The organism is Amycolatopsis sp. NPDC004378 (genome assembly GCF_053602455.1).
Genome location: NZ_JBSGDR010000020.1, coordinates 79394 through 95891, shown reverse-complemented (window position 1 = coordinate 95891; position 16498 = coordinate 79394). Strand labels below are relative to the sequence as shown.

Here is a 16498-nt window from a genome sequence, read left to right as displayed (position 1 = left end):
GTCGGCCGACGGATCTCGGAACCACCGCTACTCGCGGTAACCGGACCAGGCCACCTGGACGAAGCCGCGGACCAGCGGGCTGCGGCCGGTCTTCGGCCACGCCACGACGAGGTCGCTCGGCGGCCGGTCGGCCAGCGGGACGACGACCAGGCCGGCCGGCAGCGGCTGGTCGACCGGGGCGAGCGCCGCGGTTCCGTTCCACACCACCGCTTGCAGGCACTCCTGGACCGTCCGCAGCACCGGCGCCGCGGCGCCGGGCGGGCCGCCGGTCCAGTAGGCCGTCCACAGAGGATCGGTCCCGTCGGGCAGCCGCACCCACCGGCGGCCGGCCAGGTCGGCCGATGACGCGCAGTCGCGACCGGCGAGAGCGTCGTCGTCCCGGACCACCACGCCGACCGGCACCGAGCGCAGCACCTGCGTGCCGATTCCCTTGGTGTCGAAGGGAGTTCGCGTGAGGGCGACATCGACGAGCCCGGCGCGCAGGCCGGCCGTCGGGTCGCCGAGGTCGGCTTCGTGCACGCGGACGTCCACGTGCGGGTGGCGTTCCCGGAACAACGGGACCAGCCGGCCGCCGACGTGCTCGGCGGCGTCGGCCAGGGTGCCGACGGTCAGGGTCGCCGCGCCCGCCGCGGCGGTCACCCGGCCGCGGATCCGGTCGGCCTGCTTCAGCAACGCGTCCGCTTCGCCGTACAGGGCGGTGCCGGCCGGGGTCAGGGCGACGCCCTTGGACGTGCGCTCGAAGAGGGTCGCGCCGAGCTCGTCCTCGAGCTGCCGGATCGCCCGGCTGAGCGGCGGCTGCGTCATGTGCAGGCGGCTCGCGGCCCGGCCGACGTGCCGTTCGTCGGCGACCGCGACGAAGTACCGCAGCGAACGCAGATCCACGGCGCCACGATACCTTCGCGGTATCGGGTGGTCCGAGCCGGACTTGGACGCCGGGGGCCGCCCGGGCGAACGATCGGGGGTATGACTCTCACGATCGGGTGCTACCAGTACGACACGACGCGGGCGCTGTTCGACGGGACGGTGACGGCCGACGTCGCCGTGAAGACCGCGGGCACGCTGCCGGAGATCTTCGAGCGAGCGGTCCGGGGCGAGGAGTTCGACGTCGCCGAGCTCGGCCTGACGTTCTACTTGCGGCTGCTGGAATCGGGCCTGCCGTACGTCGCGCTGCCGATCTTCCCCAACCGGGTGTTCCGGCACTCGTGCGTGTTCGTCCACCGGGGTTCGGGGATCACCGGACCGGGTGATCTCGTGGACCGGACCATCGGCGAGTTCGGCACGTACGGCCAGGACTCCGGCGTGTGGGCCAAGGGCATCCTGGCGGACGAGCACGGCTTCGAGCCGGCGCGGAACCGGTGGGTGATCGGCGGGCTCGAGCACCCGGCGCCCCCGTTCGCCTTCACCCCGCACCCGCACCCCGCCGACGTGTCCGTGACCACCACGGACCGGACGCTCGGCGATCTGCTGGCCGCGGGCGAAATCGACGCGTTGTTCTCGGCGAACGTCCCGCAGTGCGTGCTCGACGGCTCCCCGGACGTCACGCGCCTGTTCCCGGACCACGAACGGGTGGAGCGCGACTACCACCGGCGGACGGGGATCTTCCCGATGATGCACGCGATCGTCATCCGGCGAGAGCTCCTGGACCGGGCCCCGGAGGTCTACCGGCTGTTCTCGGAGGCGGCGACGTCGGCCGCGGACCGCTACCGGCGCGACCGCCGGCTCTACCAGGTGCCGACGATGGTCCCGTGGATGAACGCCCTGGTGGAGCGCAACTCCGCACAGTTCGGCCCGGAGTGGTGGCCGTACGGGATTTCGGCCAACCGCCCGGCGCTGGAGACGTACCTGCGTTACCACTTCGAGCAGGGCCTCTCCTCGCGGCTGTGGCCGGTCGAGGAGGTCTTCGCGCTCCTGGACACGTGATCGTTTTGTCGGTGGTGGCGGGTAGCGTCGGGCGCATGGCACTTTCGGTGGAGGAACGCGAGACATTCCTGGCGGAACCGCACGTCGGGGCGTTGTCGGTGGTCGAGCGGCCCGACCGCGCCCCGCTGACGGTTCCCCTGTGGTACCAGTACACCCCGGGCGGCGAGCTGTGGCTGCGCACCCTGCCGAGCTCCCGCAAGATGCGCGCGATCGACGCGACGGGCCGGTTCACCCTGATGGCGCAGCGGGTCGAGCCGACGGTCAGGTACGTGACGGTGGAGGGCCCGGTGACCCGAACGGAGCCGGACACCCCGGAGCTGGCCCACGAGCTGGCGGCCCGCTACCTGCCGGCGGAGAAGGTGGCGGAGTACCTGGAGTTCGAGCGCACGCAGATCGGCGAGCACATCGCGGTGTTCATGCGGCCGGAGCACTGGCTGTCGCTGGACATGGGCCCGTCGTGATGGGCCGGTGATGTCCACTTCGGACTGACCGCCACCTCGCGCCGGGCCGAGTCGTACAGTGCGAACGGCAACCGGCGACGGGCTCGGCGGTACCGCGCGGCCCCGCGATGGCTCGGCTGTTGCACAACAGCAACCCCCGACGGGCTCAGCCACACAGGGCAGCCCGGCAATCCGCGACGGGCTCAGCGGTACGGCACGCCGCAGCAACCCCACGATGACTCGGCGCTGCTGCGCACCCCGGCAACCCTCGCGATGGGCTCAGCCACACAGCACAACCCGGCAACCCTCGCGATGGGCTCAGCCTCACCGCACACGGCTGACCCCGCGGCCGGGCTCAGCGGTACGGCGCGCCTCGCGGGGCTTGGCGTACCGGGCGCGGCTGCTGGGGCCGGGGCGGTGGTGGACCCGTGCGGCGCACCGGGGCGCGGGCCGCCGCCGGGGCTGGGCGCGTCTGGGGGCGCGGGGCTCGGGCCGGGCGCTCCTCCGCCGGCTCGGGTGCCGGGGGGCGGCGGGCGGGGCGGTTGACCCACGAGTCGAACAGCACGATCAAGCCCGCGAACACCGCGCAGGCCACACCCAGCATCACGTTGACGAGCGACCCGATGATCCCGGCCACCAGCAGCACCGGCAGCACCGCCATCAGGCAGTACGGATCGATCCGGCCGAACTTCGGGCGGGACGGCCCCTCCCGGGGACTCACCGCGCGGTCTCCGCTTTCCCTCGCGCCATGGTCGCAGTATGCAACCCGCAGCCGGGCGGGGCCAAGTGGCGGCGCCCCGCAATTCGGGCAAAGCACCCACCCGATCCGGAAACCCGCAGGTCGACGCAGCGCGGGAAGCCCGATTTCGACGACGGTGACCCACGCCGCACCACACGAGAGACGTCGCACTGGGTGATCAACCCGCCACCCGGACCGCCGAAGCCGGGCAACGGACAGAAATGGACAGGATTCGCCCGCGGGCGGGGAAAGCCACCCATCCTGTGGTGCACTGGTCGCCGTTCGAGGCGGGCGCCGGGAAGGGGTGCGCACCATGCGGCAGCGGTTCGGCTCGGTCCTCGTTTCCCTCACCGTCGCGGCCGGCACGCTCGGCGCCGCGGCACCCGCGGCCTCGGCCGCGACGCCGTCGCTGGAGTTCGCGAACCCCGGCAGCCAAGCGCTGTTCGGCACCGCCTACGACGCCGCGCTGCGGAACCTCTTGCGCACCAACACCATCGGCTACGACGCGAAGTACGACAAGAGCGGGCTGCTCGACCCGTCCGTCGGCGTCGTCCGCGCCGGCGGCGGGTACGACCAGCCGTGGACGCGGGACGCGTCGATCAACAGCTGGAACGCCACCAGCCTCCTCTCCCCCGCCCTGGCCGAGAACACGCTCTGGGCGGTCGTCGACAAGGACGCCGCCGGGGCGCTGCGCGTCCAGCAGGACGACCAGCAGTGGGACCAGGTCGTCTGGGCGACCGCCGCGTGGCACCACTACCTGGTCACCGGCGACCGGGACTTCCTCGGCAACGCCTACCGGACGACCGCCGACACCCTGGCCATCCGCGAACACGCCACCACCGCCGGCTTCAACGCCAAGTACGGCCTGTTCACCGGCGCCTCCTTCTTCAACGACGGCATCGCCGGCTACCCCGCGCCGCCCGCCGACGCCACCGAGTCGGTCAGCACCGGCAGCATGCCGTGGCCGGGCGTCGCGAGCGGGATGTACCTGAGCACCAACGAGGTGTACTACGCCGCCTATGTCAGCGCCGCCGACATGGCCGAGAAGCTCGGCCGCCCCGCCGCGGAGATCGCCGGCTACCGCACCAAGGCGAACGCGCTGAAAGCCGCGATCACCAAGCGCTTCTGGAACCCGAAGACCGGCCTGTACGACTACCAGCTGCTGGCCGACGGCACCACCGGTGCCTACCAGGAAGGCGCCGGGCTGGCCTTCGCCGTGGTCTTCGGCATCGCGAACCCGGCCCAGGCCCGGTCGATCCTCGCCCACGCCCGCGAGCTGACGTGGGGCATGCCCGACACCTACCCGAACTGGGACCGCTACTCGGACGCGCAACCCGGCCGCCACAACGCGATCGTCTGGCCGCTGGTGCAGGGGCTGTGGGCGAAAGCCCTGGCGCAGCAAGGCGACCAGGCCGGCTTCGCCGCCGAAACGGCCCGCCTGGCCAAGCTGGCCGGCAACAACAGCGGGTTCTGGGAGATCCACAACGGCGGCACCGGCGTCGTCGACGGCGGCTGGCAGCGGCTCGGCGACACCGTGAAGTTCCACTGGGGCTCGCAGCCCGACCAGACGTGGTCGGCGACGGCGTTCCTCGACATGGTCCACAGCGGCCTGTTCGGGCTGACCTTCACCGACCACGGCCTCGCCTTCGCCCCCGACCTCCCGGCGGGCTGGGGTGAGGTCACCCTGCGGAACCTCCGCTACCGCGCCGCGAACCTCACGATCGCCCTGCACGGCGCGGGCACCCGGATCGGCTCGTTCACCGTCGACGGCCGGCCCGCGCCCGGCAACGCCGTCCCGGACACGCTGACCGGCGACCACACCATCGCGATCACGCTCACCGGCGCGGCCGACGGCGACCGCGACGGCGACCAGGTGCCCGACTCGCGCGACCGGTGCGCCGACACGGCGGGCACCGTCGACGGCTGCCCGTCCCCCGCCCACCTCGAAGCCGAGGACGCGCTCAACACCGGCGGGGTCAAGACGAACGACAACCACACCGGCTACTCCGGCCGGGCGTTCCTCGACGGGCTCTGGGCCGAGGGCGCCGCGTCGGCGTTCACGGTGCACCGCACGACGTCCGGCACGGCGCAGGCCGCGATCACCGCGCGGTACGCCAACGCCACCGGCGACACCCGCACGATGACGCTGTCCGTCGACGGCCACGCCGTGCGGCAGGTGAGCTTCCCGAAGGTCTCCGACAGCTGGGACGCCTGGGGCACCACGACCTTCACCGACGTCCCGCTCGGTGGCCGCGACCCGGTGGTCACCCTGTCGTACGGCCCGGGCGACACCGGCCGCGTCAACCTCGACTGGCTTGCCGTCACAGGCGGCTGAGGTACTCCCGCAGGTGCCGGTCCTCGGTGCGGCCGTGCAGCGAAAACCGGAAGCACGACCCGTCGGGCCAGGTCAGCGTCCGCTTGCGGAAGGCGACCTCCGGCGCGTCCGGTTCCCGTGCATGCCAAAGGATCCTCGGCGCGGGCGCGTCGGCCGGGTCCAGGTAGGTCGGGCCGCTGTCCACCACGGCGACCCCCGACGTCGAGCACACCAGCCACGGCCCCCGCGCCGGGCGCAGCGCGTCGAGCAGGCCGAGCGCCATCGCGCCGGCCGGGCCGGTGACGCGGACTTCGCGCTGGAACGGGTTCACCACACCGCCGTTGACCAGGGCGAAGAGGAAGAACGCCGCACCACCGACGCCGCGCACGACGTTCCAGAGGAACCGCCGCACCAGCCGCCGGCCGCGCACGGTGCCGTCGCGCCGGCGGCCGGGGACGGCGAAGCCGAGGTCGTCGTCCGCGAGCCGCAGCGCGACGACCGGTTCCGGCCACTCTTCGCGCACCAGATCCTCGACCCGTTCGCGGAACCCGGGCCGGACCAGCACGCGGTCTCGCTTGTCCGTCATCCGACCATCCTCCCCGCGTCACCCGAATCGGTGAACTCAGGGCCCGGCCGTCATGCGCGCGCCGGACCCCACTCTCGATGGGTGCCGCGGTGGCCGGGCGGCACGCCCCCCGACCGGCCGGCCACCGCGCACAGCGGTCCGTTCCCCGCATACTGGACGGGTGAGCGAACCGATCCCGTTGTTCCCGGTGACGCGCGTCGATCCCGCGCGGTTCGCCGACGCTCAGCACCGCCTCTTCACCGGGATGCGGCTGCACATCGGCCGGTCCGGCATCGCCCACCGGGTCACGTGGGTGCCCTGGCTCGACGACCTGACGCTGCCCGCCCCCGCCTGTCACCAGGGGTGGTCCGGGCTGGGCGCCGCCGGCGAGATCACGCCGACCCACGATCCGGTCAGCTGCCGCAAGTGCCTGCGCCTCGGCGGCGAACCGGACGATCCGCACCAGCACGTCCTCTTCGCCCTGCCGGAACCGGGCTGACCGGTTAGGCGCGCTCCTGCCGGGTACCTCGACCCGATGACGGAGAACGGAGACGCGGTCCGGCAGTTCGCCACCGAGCTCGTCGAAGCCGCGGTGAACGGCCGTTACGACGACGTCGCCGACGCGATCGACCTGCTCGGCCGCGTCGGCTCGACGGACCTGCCCGCCGGGGTCGTCGGCGAGCTCGTCGACCGGTGCGCGGCCGAGGTCCGCGCCCGGCACCCGGCCGACGCCGGCGCGGTCTTCACCGTCGTCATCGAGGACGACCAGGCCCAGCAGGTCGAAGTGGACCGGCTCCCGCCCGGCCCCCTCGCTGCCCTGCGCGCGCTCCTCGCAACCCTCTGCCGGGACGAGGAGAGTCGTGACATCCACATCGGCCTGGCCACGCGGGGGCGGCCCGAAGACGTCATCGGGGCCATGACCCACCTGCTCGTGTGGCTCGTCGAGCTGTCGGACCCCGCATCGGCGACGCTCCCGCCGCTGAGCTGCTTCGCCCGCTGACCGCCCCTCAGATCGCGGCGACCTCTTCGTCGATCAGCAGATCGGTGTCGAAGCTCATCCCGGCGAACTGGCCCGCCAGCTCGAGCGAGAGCACGCCGTGCAGGCGCGTCCAGAACGACAGCGCGCGGTGCAGCACCGCGGTCGGCGCCGGGTGGTCACCGGCCCACGCGCGGTGGTTCTCGAGGTGCGCGTCGAACGGCGTCGCCTTTCCCGGCAGCGCGTCACAGGCCTCGATGAGCACGGCCATGACCTCCGCCGAGATCGCGGTCGTGTCGTCGGGCGCGTGGTACCCCGGGACGGGCGTGCCGTAGATCAGGAAGTAGCGCTGGGGGTCGCTGCGGGCCCAGTCCCGGATGACGTGCGCGAGCCCGGCCAGGTCCGCGCCGCCGTCGTGGGCCTCGCGGACGGTGTCGGCGAGGCTGCGGTAGGCGTCGCGGATCAACGCCGTGACCAGCTCGTCGCGGCTCGCGAAGTAGCGGTACAGCGCCGGGCCGCTCATGCCGAGCTGCTTGGCGATCGCGTTGAGGGACAGGGCCGGCACGCCCGCCGCGGCGATCTGCGCCCACGCGTGCTGCTTGATCTCCGCCCGGACCTGGGCCCGGTAGCGCTCCCGCGAGCTCGGCCCCGCGTCCGTCATGGGTGTCTCCTTCCGGCGAGTTAGAGGCTATCACTTTCCTTATTGACACTAAGAGACTGTCGGTTATAGCTTCTAACTATCGCGAGATGAACTAACAAGCCCGAGGAGAAGCCTATGTTCGACACCACCCGGCTGCGGTCCGCCGCGCTCGCCGTCCCGCTGGCCGCCGCGGCCCTCTTCGCCGCCGCACCGGCGGACGCCGCCACGGGCCCGCTGACCTGCCGGGGTCAGGGCATCGACCCCGCCGCCCGGCTGCACTACCGGACGGAAACGTTCGTCAAGGCGTCGCCGGACACCGTCTGGAAGGTGCAGACCGGCGTCGAAGGGTGGCCGGCCTGGCAGTCCGCCGTCACCAGCGCGAAGCGGCTGGATCCCGGCCCCCTGCACCCGGGTGCGCGGTTTCGCTGGACGACGCCCGCCCCGGCGACGCCTTCCTCCCCCGCCACCACGCTCGTCATCACGTCCACGGTCCAGCAGGTCCAGCCGGGTCACTGCATCCGCTGGTCGGGCCCGGCCATCGGCGACGGCCTGCGCATCGACCGGGGCGTGCACGTCTGGACGTTCACGCCGGCCCGCGGCGGCGTCGTCGTCCGCACCGAAGAGAGCTGGACGGGCGCCCAGGTCGAAGCCGACCCGGCCACGGCGATCAAGTACCTCGCGCCGGGCCTCGACCAGTGGCTCGCCGACCTCAAGACCGCCGCTGAAACGCCCTGCTGAACTCAAAGGAGAAGAAGATGAGTGTCACCACTCGCCCGTCGAAGAGCGTTCTCGGTGCCGCGTGGGCGTTCCCGGTCATGGTCGCCGGTCAGTTCGCCCTGCTCGCCGGGATCCCGGTCGCGATCGTGCTGGCCTGCACCGCCGGGTCGCGGGCCACGCGCTGGTGGAGCGGCCTGATGGCGGCGGCCTACGCCGTCCCGCTGGCGGCTTGGCTCATCGGGCCGAGCACCGCGCCGAGCCTGTCGAAGTTCCTGGGCCCCGTCGCCACCGGAGCCGTGGTCGTGGCAGGTGTCGCGGCCGCCGCCGGGCTGCGGCGACGGCCGGTCGACACCGCGCCGCGCGCTACTTCGTGAAGGTGAGGCAGTTCGCGGAGTGGCCGCCCTCGCCCGGGCCGACCCGGACGCTCGAAGCGGTGCACTCCAGCGAGGAGTTGTGCCGGCAGTCGGCGCGGGAGCACGCGCCCACCTGGGCCACGACGCGGTCCAGGCCGCCCTTGGTGTTCAGCGGGACGAAGGTGCCGCAGTCGGCGGACCCGTTGTCGCCACCGACGGTGATGGCGAACGCGTGGCAGCCGTCGTGGTTGTAGGAACAGCCGCTGACGGTGCATTCGTGGACGGCGGGCATTTCGGTGGTGGTCATGCTCGGCTCCGGTCTCCGTGGTGGGAAAACAGTTCGGTGAACCGACGCTCCCATCGGGTCCGAGTCCGCGCAATTCGCGGCAACTCGGCCGGGTGACCAGGGCCGCACGCCCGGGTGAGAATCGGTTTCGTGACCGAGCAGGGCACCGCCGTGCACGACGACCTGCCCCGCGGCATGCCAGGACGCGGCTCAGGTTGTCGTGAGTCTCAGCGGAGCGGTTCGAGGGCCTTCGCCAGCGGCTCGAGCACCGCCGGGGTGTGCGGTGGCGGCAGGTACACGATGGCCAGGTCGAGGCCCGCCTCGCCGAGCGCCTCCGCTTCCGCCGCGACCTTCGCGTAGTCGGCGTCCGGGCCCAGGCGGACGTGCGAGGACAGCGTGATCTCGGCCGGGTCGCGGCCGATGTCCGCGCAGTGGCGGTGGAGGACGTCGCGCTTGTGGGCGAACTCCTCCGGCGTGCCGCCGACGAAGTTCCAGTGCTGGGCGTACTTCGCGGTCGTGCGCAGGGTGCGCTTCTCGCCGCTGCCGCCGATGCAGATCGGCGGGTGCGGGCGCTGCACGGCCTTCGGCTCGCACCGGGCGTCGGCCAGCTGGTAGTACTCGCCCTGGAACGTCGTCGTCTCCTGGGTCAGCAGGCCGACGAGCACTTCGCAGGCCTCCTCGAACCGGTCGCTGCGCTCCTTCACCGGGCCGAGGCGCATGCCGTAGGCGCCGGACTCCTCTTCGTTCCAGCCCGCGCCGATGCCGATCTCCAGCCGGCCGCCGGACACGATATCGAGCGTCGCGGCCATGTTCGCGAGCAGCGCGGGGTGGCGGTAGTGGATCCCGCTGACGAGCGTGCCCACCCGGAGCCGCCGGGTGGCCTGCGCCAGCGCGGTCAGCGTGACCCAGCCTTCCAGGCACGGACCGCTCGAGTCGGAGAAGATGGGGTAGAAGTGGTCGAACGTCCAGCCGGACTCGAACAGCTCGATCTCGTCGGCCGCCTGCCACACGGCGAGCATGTCCGCCCAGACCGTGTTCTGCGGCGAAGTCTTGATGGCGAATCGCATGATCTTGATCGTAAACCTGGAGTTCCTCCAGGAAGCGGGTCGCACGATCCGGTGAAGTGCCCGGCCGCGCCGCGTTCCCCGGGTACCCCACCGGAAAGAGGAGGCGCGATGCCCGACAACGAACTCACGGCGTTCCTGCTCATCGGCCTGGTCTTCGTGCTGGCGGACGGCCAGGTCCTCTACCGCGGCGGCTGCCGGTACCTCAACGTCGCGGGCGCGGGGTCCCTGGCGTGGATGCTGGTGACCGTCTTCCACCTGGTCGCGTTCGGCCTGCTCGCGCTGCTGTCGGTGGTGGGCCCCGGCTGGTCGGGCTCGACGGCCGCCCTCGTCGGCCGGCTGGGCGTCTTCCTGCTGATGCTGGCGGCGGTCCACGGGCTGACGCTGCTGGCGATGGCCCGGCGGCGGCAGGACCACATCGTCGAAGCACACTTCCAGGAGGGCGACGACCCGGTCGTGGCGTCCGAGCTCGAGCAGGCGACGGTCACGCCGGTGCCCGGCCAGGACGGACGGCCGCCGCACGTGAGCCCGGACCTCGGCGACCGCGGCCCGTACCGGACCTGACCGCCGGGACGGGCCAGGGGCCGGACAGGAACCGCGCCAGCTCGTCGCCCGCCGCGTCGTAGCCCGCCTCGGACAGCCGTTGCAGCTCCCGCAGGTTCCGCGCCGCGACCGCGCGCCGCCGGGTCAGCAGCTCGCCCGCGTGCGTGCTGCCTTCGTCGAGTCGCTCGCGTGTCGACCAAGACCGTCCGCGTCTACCACGGCAAGGGCCTGCTGCCCGAGCCCGAGCGGGACGCCTCGGGCTACCGGCGCTACACCGCCTGGCACGCCGTCGAGCTGATCAAGATCCACACCCTCGCCGACGCGCCGTCCGAGGACGTCCGGCAGGCGCTCCGCCAGGTCGACCCCGACCTGACGGCCCGGATCCGGCGGCTGCGCGAGACGCGGGACCGCCTGCGCCGCCTGGAGTCCGGTCCCCCGCACGGCCTGCCCCCGGAGGTCGCCGCGCACCTCGACGCCCTTCCCGGCCTCGGCTTCACCGGACGCGCCGCCCACCCGGACACGGCGCTCGCCCTGTTCCGCGACCAGGCCGACGCGCTCACCCGGCCCGAGACGCGGCGGACGTACCTGGAGTCGACCGCGCGCACGACCTGGAGCCGGCGGACCCCGCCCTCCAAGACCTCGCGGAGCGCATCGTGGCCGCGACCCTGGCCCGCTACGGGGACGACCTGCCCGGCCAGGACACCGTGGTGGTCACATGACGCTGCGTGTTCGCCGCCGCCCATCCAGGTAATCACTCATCCGTGTCTGATCGGGCGTCAAATCGCCTCGAATGTCGCAATGCGCGTTACCGCGCGTCGACAAATTCGGAAAATCCCGGTGCTTGAGTGACCGCTTCGAGTTGTCCTCGAAGCTGGAGATCACTTATGGCAAACCGGCGCAAACACCGCCACCGCAACGAATCCTTGCCCCGCGTAGCGATTTTGATAGCGTGGCCAGGCTTTCCCCCGCCGCCGGGCTGTGCCCCGATGCGGCGTCTCCCTGTTTTCCCTTGCGGTGAAAGGACTTTCCACATGCGCACGACCCTGCTCCGAGCCGGGAGCCTGGCCGGGGTGACCGTCGCCGTTCTCGCCGGCTCGTCCGCCGTCGCCACCGCCGACGACGCCGTCACCGGATCCGCCTACGGAGCTTCGGCCAGCGTCTCGCTGCTGCCCGGGGTGCTGACCGACAGCAAGGGGATCACCGTCGACACCGGGCAGCTCGCGAAGACCTCGAGCGCCGGCCCGGCCACGGCGAGCGTCGCCGACGTCCCGCTCAAGGGGCTCGTCACCGCGAAGGCGATCACCAGCTCGGTGACGCCCGGCGCGGGTTCCGTGGCCGCCAAGGCGAGCGTCGCCGAAGTGACGCTGCCGCTGCTCGCGGCGGCCGCCGGCCGGGTGCCGTCGATCCGCCTGATCAGCGCCCGCTGCGCGTCGTCGGACGGGCACGTCACCGGCAGCAGCGACATCGCGGGCGTCAACCTCGGCCGGCTCGGCACGCTCCCCGTCGCCACTTCGCCCAACCAGAAGCTGGGCATCCCCGGCGTGGCCGAGGTGATCGTCAACGAGCAGACCCAGCGCTACGACGGCAGCCTCGAAGTGACCGCCCTGCACATCAAACTGCTCGGCGGCGCCGCCACCGGTGCGCTCGGCCGCGGCGACGTCAAGCTCGCCTCGGTCACCTGCGGCCCGTCGAAGGAGCAGGCGCCCCCGTCGCTCCCGTCGCCCCAGGCGCCGCCGAAGCCGCAGGGCCCCAGCCAGGTCGTCGTCGTCCCCGCCGGTGCCCCGCAGACCGGCGACGGCAGCCTCGCCGGCGAGCGTTGAGCCCGATGCTGCGCCGCGCACTCCTCATCGTCGTCTCCGCCCTGCTGCTCGCCGGCTGCGGCGCGACGACGACCCCGGCCGCCCCGCCGCCGGTGCCCGCCGCCGCGGGCCTGTCGCGGTCTCTGCCGACCTTGCTCGACGTCCCCGCGATCGACGCGAAGTCGACGCTGATCTCGCTCGGCCTCAACCCCGATCGCACGATCGAGGTGCCGCCGGTCGACCAGCCGCTGCAGGCCGGCTGGTACGAGTACAGCCCGACGCCCGGCGAGGTCGGCCCGGCGGTGATCCTCGGCCACATCGACGGCAACCACCAGAAGGGCATCTTCTGGCGGCTGCGCGACCTGAAGCCGGGCGACCCGGTGCACGTCGACCGCGCCGACGGCCACACGCTGACCTTCGAGGTGACGAAGGTCGACCAGATCGCGAAGAAGGAGTTCCCCACCGAAGCCGTGTACGGCAACACGACCCAGCCCGAGCTGCGGCTGATCACCTGCGGCGGGAAGTACGACGCAGCTAACCGGAACTACCTCGACAACGTGATCGTGTACGCCAAGCTCAAGAAGTGACGCCGAGCCGTCGGCGCCGGTGCGGCGGATCGTCACGCCTCGTCGGGATCCAGTGCCCGTCGCGGACGATCCGCCGGCCGCGTCGGCGACGTGGCGGACGAGGTAGGGCGGGAGCGGGACGTTCAGGAGCGCCGGGCCTTCCGGAACTCCCGGTTCAGGCCGGCGATGCTCGCGAACGGAATCCCCTTCGGGCACGACGCCACGCACTCACCGGTGTTGGTGCAGCCGCCGAAGCCCTCGGCGTCCATCGTGTCCACCATGTCCAGCACCCGCCGGGCCCGTTCCGGCTGTCCTTGCGGCAGCAGCGAAAGGTGGGTCACCTTGGCCGCCGTGAAGAGCATCGCCGAGCCGTTGGGGCACGCCGCCACGCAGGCGCCGCAGCCGATGCACGTCGCGTTGTCGAACGCCAGGTCCGCGTCCGGCTTCGGGACCGGGGTCGCGTGCGCGTCCGGGGCGCTGCCCGTCGGGGCGCTGACGTAGCCGCCCGCCTGGACGATCCGGTCCAGGGCCGAGCGGTCGACGACCAGGTCCTTGACCACCGGGAAACCGCGAGCCCGCCACGGTTCCACGTCCACGACGTCGCCGTCGGCGAACGAGCGCAGGTGCAGCTGGCAGGACGTCGTGCGCTCCGGGCCGTGGGCCTGTCCGTTGATCACCACGCCGCACGAACCGCAGATGCCCTCGCGGCAGTCGTGGTCGAAGGCCACCGGCTCCTCCCCGGCGGCGATCAGCTCCTGGTTCAGCACGTCCAGCAGTTCGAGGAAGGACATGTCCGGGCTGACGTCGGCGACCGGATAGGACACCAGCCGGCCTTCGGCGGCCGGGCCGGCCTGGCGCCAGACGCGGACGGTGAGGTTCATGTGTAGCTCCGCTGGGTCGGGTGGACGTGCTCGAAGACGAGCTCTTCGCGGTGCAGCACGGGTTTCTCCCCGTACTCCCAGGCGGCGACGTACGCGAAGTTCTCGTCGTCGCGCCGCGCCTCGCCTTCGAGAGTCTGGTGTTCTTCGCGGAAGTGCCCGCCGCACGACTCTTCGCGGGCGAGCGCGTCGATCAGCAGCAGCTCGGCCAGCTCCAGGAAGTCGGCGACGCGAAGCGCCTTCTCCAGCTCCTGGTTGAGGTCGGCGGCAGTGCCGGGAATGCGGACGTCCCGCCAGAACTCCGCGCGCAGCCCGGGCACGCGCTCGAGGGCCTTGCGCAGGCCTTCGCGGGTGCGGGACATCCCGCACCGGTCCCACAACAGCAGGCCCAGCTCGCGGTGGAACGAGTCGACGGACCGCGTCCCGCGCACCGTCAAGAGCCGGGTGATCCGGTCGCGCACTTCGGTTTCCACTTGCGTGACCGTCTCGCGGGAGACGTCGTCGAACCGGGTGCCGCCGAGGTAGTCGTTCAAGGTGGCCGGCAGGACGAAGTAGCCGTCCGCGAGGCCCTGCATCAACGCGGACGCGCCGAGCCGGTTGGCACCGTGGTCGGAGAAGTTCGCCTCCCCGATGACGAACAGCCCGGGGATCGTGCTCTGCAGGTCGTAGTCCACCCAGAGCCCGCCCATCGTGTAGTGGATGGCCGGGTAGATCCGCATCGGGGTCCGGTAGGGGTCCTCCGCCGTGATGCGCTGGTACATGTCGAAGAGGTTGCCGTAGCGGGCTTCGATCGCCGGGCGGCCCATGCGCTCGATCGCGTCGGCGAAGTCCAGGTGGACACCGAGACCGCCGGGCCCGACACCGAGACCCGCGTCGCAGACGTTCTTCGCGGCCCGGGACGCGATGTCGCGCGGCACCAGGTTGCCGAAGCTCGGGTACAGCCGCTCGAGGTAGTAGTCGCGCTCGTCCTCGGGGATGTCCGCCGGCGGCCGCTCGTCGCCCGCGCGCTTCGGCACCCAGATGCGGCCGTCGTTGCGCAGCGACTCGCTCATCAGCGTCAGCTTCGACTGGTGCTCGCCCGAGCGCGGGATGCACGTCGGGTGGATCTGCGTGAAGCACGGGTTGGCGAAGTACGCGCCGCGCTTGTGCGCCCGCCAGATCGCCGTGGCGTTCGAGCCCTTGGCGTTGGTGGAGAGGAAGAAGACGTTGCCGTAGCCGCCGCTGGCCAGGACTACGGCGTCGGCCAGGTGCGTCGTGATCTCCCCGGTCACCAGGTCCCGGGCCACGATGCCGCGCGCCCGGCCGCCGTCGACGACCAGGTCGAGCATCTCCGTCCGCGCGTGCAGCTCGACGTTCCCCGCGTCGATCTGCCGCGACAACGCCTGGTAGGCGCCGATCAGCAGCTGCTGGCCGGTCTGGCCGCGCGCGTAGAACGTCCGCTGGACCTGCACCCCGCCGAACGAGCGCGTGTCGAGCAGGCCGCCGTACTCGCGGGCGAACGGCACGCCCTGCGCCACGGCCTGGTCGATGATCTGCGCCGACACCTGGGCGAGCCGGTACACATTGGACTCCCGGGACCGGAAGTCGCCGCCCTTCACCGTGTCGTAGAACAGCCGGTAGACGGAGTCGCCGTCGTTGCGGTAGTTCTTCGCCGCGTTGATCCCGCCCTGCGCGGCGACGGAGTGCGCCCGCCGCGGCGAGTCCTGGAAGCAGAACTGGACGACGTGGTAGCCCTGCTCGGCCAGTGTCGCGCCGGCCGAGCCGCCGGCCAGGCCGGTGCCCACGACGATCACCCGGTGCCTGCGCCGGTTGGCCGGGTTCACCAGCTTCGCCGCGAACTTCCTTTCGTCCCAGCGGTTTTCCAGCGGGACGGCCGGGGCTTTGGTGTCGGCGATCGGGTCGCCCACGGTGTAGTCGCTCATCAGTCCACCAGTCCCGTCATGACCGCGACCGGGACGAGCGCGTAGCCGCCCGCGATCACGACCGCCGTCGTGCTGCCGAGGATCTTGATCGCCCGTTCCCGCTTGGCGCTGGTCACGCCCATGGTCCGCGCGGCGCTCGCGAAGCCGTGGTGGATGTGCAGGCCGAGCATGGCCAGGGCAACGAGGTAGATCAGGTTCACCCACCAGACCCGGAAGTCCGCGACGAGGTTGTGGTACGGGTCGCCGGGCACGAAGTCCCGGTTCACCGTGCCGACGGTGAAGTCGAGGATGTGCCAGACGACGAACACCGCCAGGGTCGCGCCGCCCCAGCGCATCGTGCGCACGGCGAAGGTCGCGCGCACCGGCGGCCGGTGGACGTAGCGCACGGGTCGCGCCCGGCGGTCGCGCCGCACGAGCTGGACCGCCGCGGTGACGTGCAGGACCAGCGCGACGAGCAGGACCGCGCGCTGGATCCAGAGGAACCAGGCGTAGTGCAGGACCGGCTCGCCGAGGGTCCGCAGCCAGTGGGCGTACGCGTTGAGGTCGCCGGCCCCCAGGAACGTCTTGAGGTTGCCGACCATGTGCGCGAAGACGAACGCCAGCAGCAGGGCGCCGCTGACCGCCATGACGATCTTCTTGCCGATCGTCGAGTCCCAGAACCGGCGGACGTTCGAACGGTGCTCGAGGGCGTTGACCACCTGACCGACGGTAGGAGCGGCTTCACCAGAGGTCAAAGACATGATAACTCTGCATTCGATAGCCACCGGCTATCGTGC

Annotated in this window: 20 protein-coding genes; 11 read left to right on the top strand and 9 right to left on the bottom strand. The window is 72.0% G+C overall.

Going from position 1 to position 16498, the window contains the following annotated elements:
- Positions 1-27: 27 nt before the first annotated feature.
- Positions 28-882, bottom strand: a complete 855-nt coding sequence (locus tag ACWEN0_RS39320; protein ID WP_451985208.1) for a LysR family transcriptional regulator — start codon at positions 880-882, stop codon at positions 28-30.
- Positions 883-963: 81 nt separating this feature from the next.
- Between ACWEN0_RS39320 and ACWEN0_RS39315 the strand changes: the two genes are divergently transcribed.
- Both ACWEN0_RS39315 and ACWEN0_RS39310 read left to right on the top strand, forming a co-directional pair.
- Complete coding sequence (locus ACWEN0_RS39315) at positions 964-1920, top strand: 4,5-dihydroxyphthalate decarboxylase (protein ID WP_451985206.1); 957 nt, start codon at positions 964-966, stop codon at positions 1918-1920.
- Between the two features lie 35 nt (positions 1921-1955).
- Positions 1956-2381 (top strand): pyridoxamine 5'-phosphate oxidase family protein, encoded by a 426-nt coding sequence (locus ACWEN0_RS39310; RefSeq protein WP_451985204.1) that lies wholly within the window; start codon positions 1956-1958, stop codon positions 2379-2381.
- A gap of 334 nt (positions 2382-2715) precedes the next feature.
- Here ACWEN0_RS39310 and ACWEN0_RS39305 read toward each other — a convergent pair whose 3' ends face one another.
- A complete protein-coding gene (locus ACWEN0_RS39305) occupies positions 2716-3081 on the bottom strand; it encodes a hypothetical protein (RefSeq protein ID WP_451985202.1) in 366 nt (121 codons plus the stop codon).
- Between the two features lie 331 nt (positions 3082-3412).
- Here ACWEN0_RS39305 and ACWEN0_RS39300 point away from each other — a divergent pair, with 331 nt between their 5' ends.
- Complete coding sequence (locus tag ACWEN0_RS39300; RefSeq protein WP_451985200.1) at positions 3413-5434, top strand: MGH1-like glycoside hydrolase domain-containing protein; 2022 nt, start codon at positions 3413-3415, stop codon at positions 5432-5434.
- Here ACWEN0_RS39300 and ACWEN0_RS39295 read toward each other — a convergent pair.
- Entirely contained in the window at positions 5421-5999 is a 579-nt protein-coding gene (locus ACWEN0_RS39295; protein ID WP_451985198.1) for a hypothetical protein, read from the bottom strand. The genes ACWEN0_RS39300 and ACWEN0_RS39295 overlap by 14 nt on opposite strands.
- 160 nt (positions 6000-6159) lie before the next feature.
- Between ACWEN0_RS39295 and ACWEN0_RS39290 the strand changes: the two genes are divergently transcribed.
- Both ACWEN0_RS39290 and ACWEN0_RS39285 read left to right on the top strand, forming a co-directional pair.
- Positions 6160-6477: a hypothetical protein gene (locus ACWEN0_RS39290; protein WP_451985196.1), complete on the top strand. Its 318-nt coding sequence runs from the start codon at positions 6160-6162 to the stop codon at positions 6475-6477.
- A gap of 36 nt (positions 6478-6513) precedes the next feature.
- The gene (locus ACWEN0_RS39285) at positions 6514-6978 is read left to right on the top strand and encodes a hypothetical protein (RefSeq protein WP_451985194.1); all 465 of its coding nucleotides are present in this window, start codon (positions 6514-6516) and stop codon (positions 6976-6978) included.
- A gap of 7 nt (positions 6979-6985) precedes the next feature.
- Here the strand turns inward: ACWEN0_RS39285 and ACWEN0_RS39280 are convergent, their stop codons facing one another.
- Positions 6986-7615: a TetR/AcrR family transcriptional regulator gene (locus tag ACWEN0_RS39280; RefSeq protein ID WP_451985192.1), complete on the bottom strand. Its 630-nt coding sequence runs from the start codon at positions 7613-7615 to the stop codon at positions 6986-6988.
- Positions 7616-7729: 114 nt separating this feature from the next.
- Between ACWEN0_RS39280 and ACWEN0_RS39275 the strand changes: the two genes are divergently transcribed.
- Positions 7730-8332 (top strand): SRPBCC family protein, encoded by a 603-nt coding sequence (locus ACWEN0_RS39275; protein ID WP_451985190.1) that lies wholly within the window; start codon positions 7730-7732, stop codon positions 8330-8332.
- 17 nt (positions 8333-8349) lie between these two features.
- Positions 8350-8685: a hypothetical protein gene (locus ACWEN0_RS39270; protein ID WP_451985188.1), complete on the top strand. Its 336-nt coding sequence runs from the start codon at positions 8350-8352 to the stop codon at positions 8683-8685.
- On the opposite strand, the gene ACWEN0_RS39265 is transcribed toward ACWEN0_RS39270, so the two are convergent.
- Together ACWEN0_RS39265 and ACWEN0_RS39260 are read right to left on the bottom strand one after the other, a co-directional pair.
- Positions 8675-8971, bottom strand: a complete 297-nt coding sequence (locus ACWEN0_RS39265; protein WP_086673666.1) for a DUF1540 domain-containing protein — start codon at positions 8969-8971, stop codon at positions 8675-8677. The genes ACWEN0_RS39270 and ACWEN0_RS39265 overlap by 11 nt on opposite strands.
- Positions 8972-9177: 206 nt before the next feature.
- Complete coding sequence (locus tag ACWEN0_RS39260; protein ID WP_451985186.1) at positions 9178-10017, bottom strand: LLM class F420-dependent oxidoreductase; 840 nt, start codon at positions 10015-10017, stop codon at positions 9178-9180.
- 108 nt (positions 10018-10125) lie between these two features.
- Between ACWEN0_RS39260 and ACWEN0_RS39255 the strand changes: the two genes are divergently transcribed.
- The 4 genes from ACWEN0_RS39255 (at position 10126) to ACWEN0_RS39240 (ending at position 12943) form a co-directional block, all read left to right on the top strand.
- Positions 10126-10578 carry a hypothetical protein gene (locus tag ACWEN0_RS39255; RefSeq protein ID WP_451985184.1) on the top strand — a complete coding sequence of 151 codons (453 nt, stop codon included), beginning with the start codon at positions 10126-10128 and terminating at the stop codon, positions 10576-10578.
- A 168-nt stretch (positions 10579-10746) separates the two neighbouring features.
- A complete protein-coding gene (locus tag ACWEN0_RS39250) occupies positions 10747-11406 on the top strand; it encodes a MerR family DNA-binding transcriptional regulator (RefSeq protein ID WP_451985182.1) in 660 nt (219 codons plus the stop codon).
- Between the two features lie 182 nt (positions 11407-11588).
- Positions 11589-12377, top strand: a complete 789-nt coding sequence (locus tag ACWEN0_RS39245) for a choice-of-anchor P family protein (RefSeq protein ID WP_451985180.1) — start codon at positions 11589-11591, stop codon at positions 12375-12377.
- A 5-nt stretch (positions 12378-12382) separates the two neighbouring features.
- Positions 12383-12943 carry a class F sortase gene (locus ACWEN0_RS39240; RefSeq protein ID WP_451985178.1) on the top strand — a complete coding sequence of 187 codons (561 nt, stop codon included), beginning with the start codon at positions 12383-12385 and terminating at the stop codon, positions 12941-12943.
- Between the two features lie 122 nt (positions 12944-13065).
- Here the strand turns inward: ACWEN0_RS39240 and ACWEN0_RS39235 are convergent, their stop codons facing one another.
- The 3 genes from ACWEN0_RS39235 to ACWEN0_RS39225 are packed head-to-tail and all read right to left on the bottom strand — an operon-like array spanning position 13066 to position 16420.
- Positions 13066-13803: a succinate dehydrogenase/fumarate reductase iron-sulfur subunit gene (locus ACWEN0_RS39235; protein ID WP_451985176.1), complete on the bottom strand. Its 738-nt coding sequence runs from the start codon at positions 13801-13803 to the stop codon at positions 13066-13068.
- The gene (locus tag ACWEN0_RS39230) at positions 13800-15722 is read right to left on the bottom strand and encodes a fumarate reductase/succinate dehydrogenase flavoprotein subunit (protein ID WP_451985174.1); all 1923 of its coding nucleotides are present in this window, start codon (positions 15720-15722) and stop codon (positions 13800-13802) included. The genes ACWEN0_RS39235 and ACWEN0_RS39230 overlap by 4 nt, the downstream gene beginning before the upstream one ends.
- A complete protein-coding gene (locus tag ACWEN0_RS39225; protein ID WP_451985172.1) occupies positions 15722-16420 on the bottom strand; it encodes a succinate dehydrogenase cytochrome b subunit in 699 nt (232 codons plus the stop codon). Before ACWEN0_RS39225 ends, ACWEN0_RS39230 begins: the two co-directional genes overlap by 1 nt.
- Positions 16421-16498: the final 78 nt, after the last annotated feature.

Excerpts from the sequence above, each read along its gene's own strand:
- ACWEN0_RS39315 (WP_451985206.1), top strand. The coding sequence starts at position 964 with ATGACTCTCACGATCGGGTGCTACCAGTACGACACGACGCGGGCGCTG.
- ACWEN0_RS39310 (WP_451985204.1), top strand. The coding sequence starts at position 1,956 with ATGGCACTTTCGGTGGAGGAACGCGAGACATTCCTGGCGGAACCGCAC.
- ACWEN0_RS39300 (WP_451985200.1), top strand. The coding sequence starts at position 3,413 with ATGCGGCAGCGGTTCGGCTCGGTCCTCGTTTCCCTCACCGTCGCGGCC.
- ACWEN0_RS39295 (WP_451985198.1), bottom strand. The coding sequence starts at position 5,999 with ATGACGGACAAGCGAGACCGCGTGCTGGTCCGGCCCGGGTTCCGCGAA.
- ACWEN0_RS39285 (WP_451985194.1), top strand. The coding sequence starts at position 6,514 with ATGACGGAGAACGGAGACGCGGTCCGGCAGTTCGCCACCGAGCTCGTC.
- ACWEN0_RS39280 (WP_451985192.1), bottom strand. The coding sequence starts at position 7,615 with ATGACGGACGCGGGGCCGAGCTCGCGGGAGCGCTACCGGGCCCAGGTC.
- ACWEN0_RS39275 (WP_451985190.1), top strand. The coding sequence starts at position 7,730 with ATGTTCGACACCACCCGGCTGCGGTCCGCCGCGCTCGCCGTCCCGCTG.
- ACWEN0_RS39270 (WP_451985188.1), top strand. The coding sequence starts at position 8,350 with ATGAGTGTCACCACTCGCCCGTCGAAGAGCGTTCTCGGTGCCGCGTGG.
- ACWEN0_RS39265 (WP_086673666.1), bottom strand. The coding sequence starts at position 8,971 with ATGACCACCACCGAAATGCCCGCCGTCCACGAATGCACCGTCAGCGGC.
- ACWEN0_RS39260 (WP_451985186.1), bottom strand. The coding sequence starts at position 10,017 with ATGCGATTCGCCATCAAGACTTCGCCGCAGAACACGGTCTGGGCGGAC.
- ACWEN0_RS39255 (WP_451985184.1), top strand. The coding sequence starts at position 10,126 with ATGCCCGACAACGAACTCACGGCGTTCCTGCTCATCGGCCTGGTCTTC.
- ACWEN0_RS39245 (WP_451985180.1), top strand. The coding sequence starts at position 11,589 with ATGCGCACGACCCTGCTCCGAGCCGGGAGCCTGGCCGGGGTGACCGTC.
- ACWEN0_RS39240 (WP_451985178.1), top strand. The coding sequence starts at position 12,383 with ATGCTGCGCCGCGCACTCCTCATCGTCGTCTCCGCCCTGCTGCTCGCC.
- ACWEN0_RS39235 (WP_451985176.1), bottom strand. The coding sequence starts at position 13,803 with ATGAACCTCACCGTCCGCGTCTGGCGCCAGGCCGGCCCGGCCGCCGAA.
- ACWEN0_RS39230 (WP_451985174.1), bottom strand. The coding sequence starts at position 15,722 with ATGAGCGACTACACCGTGGGCGACCCGATCGCCGACACCAAAGCCCCG.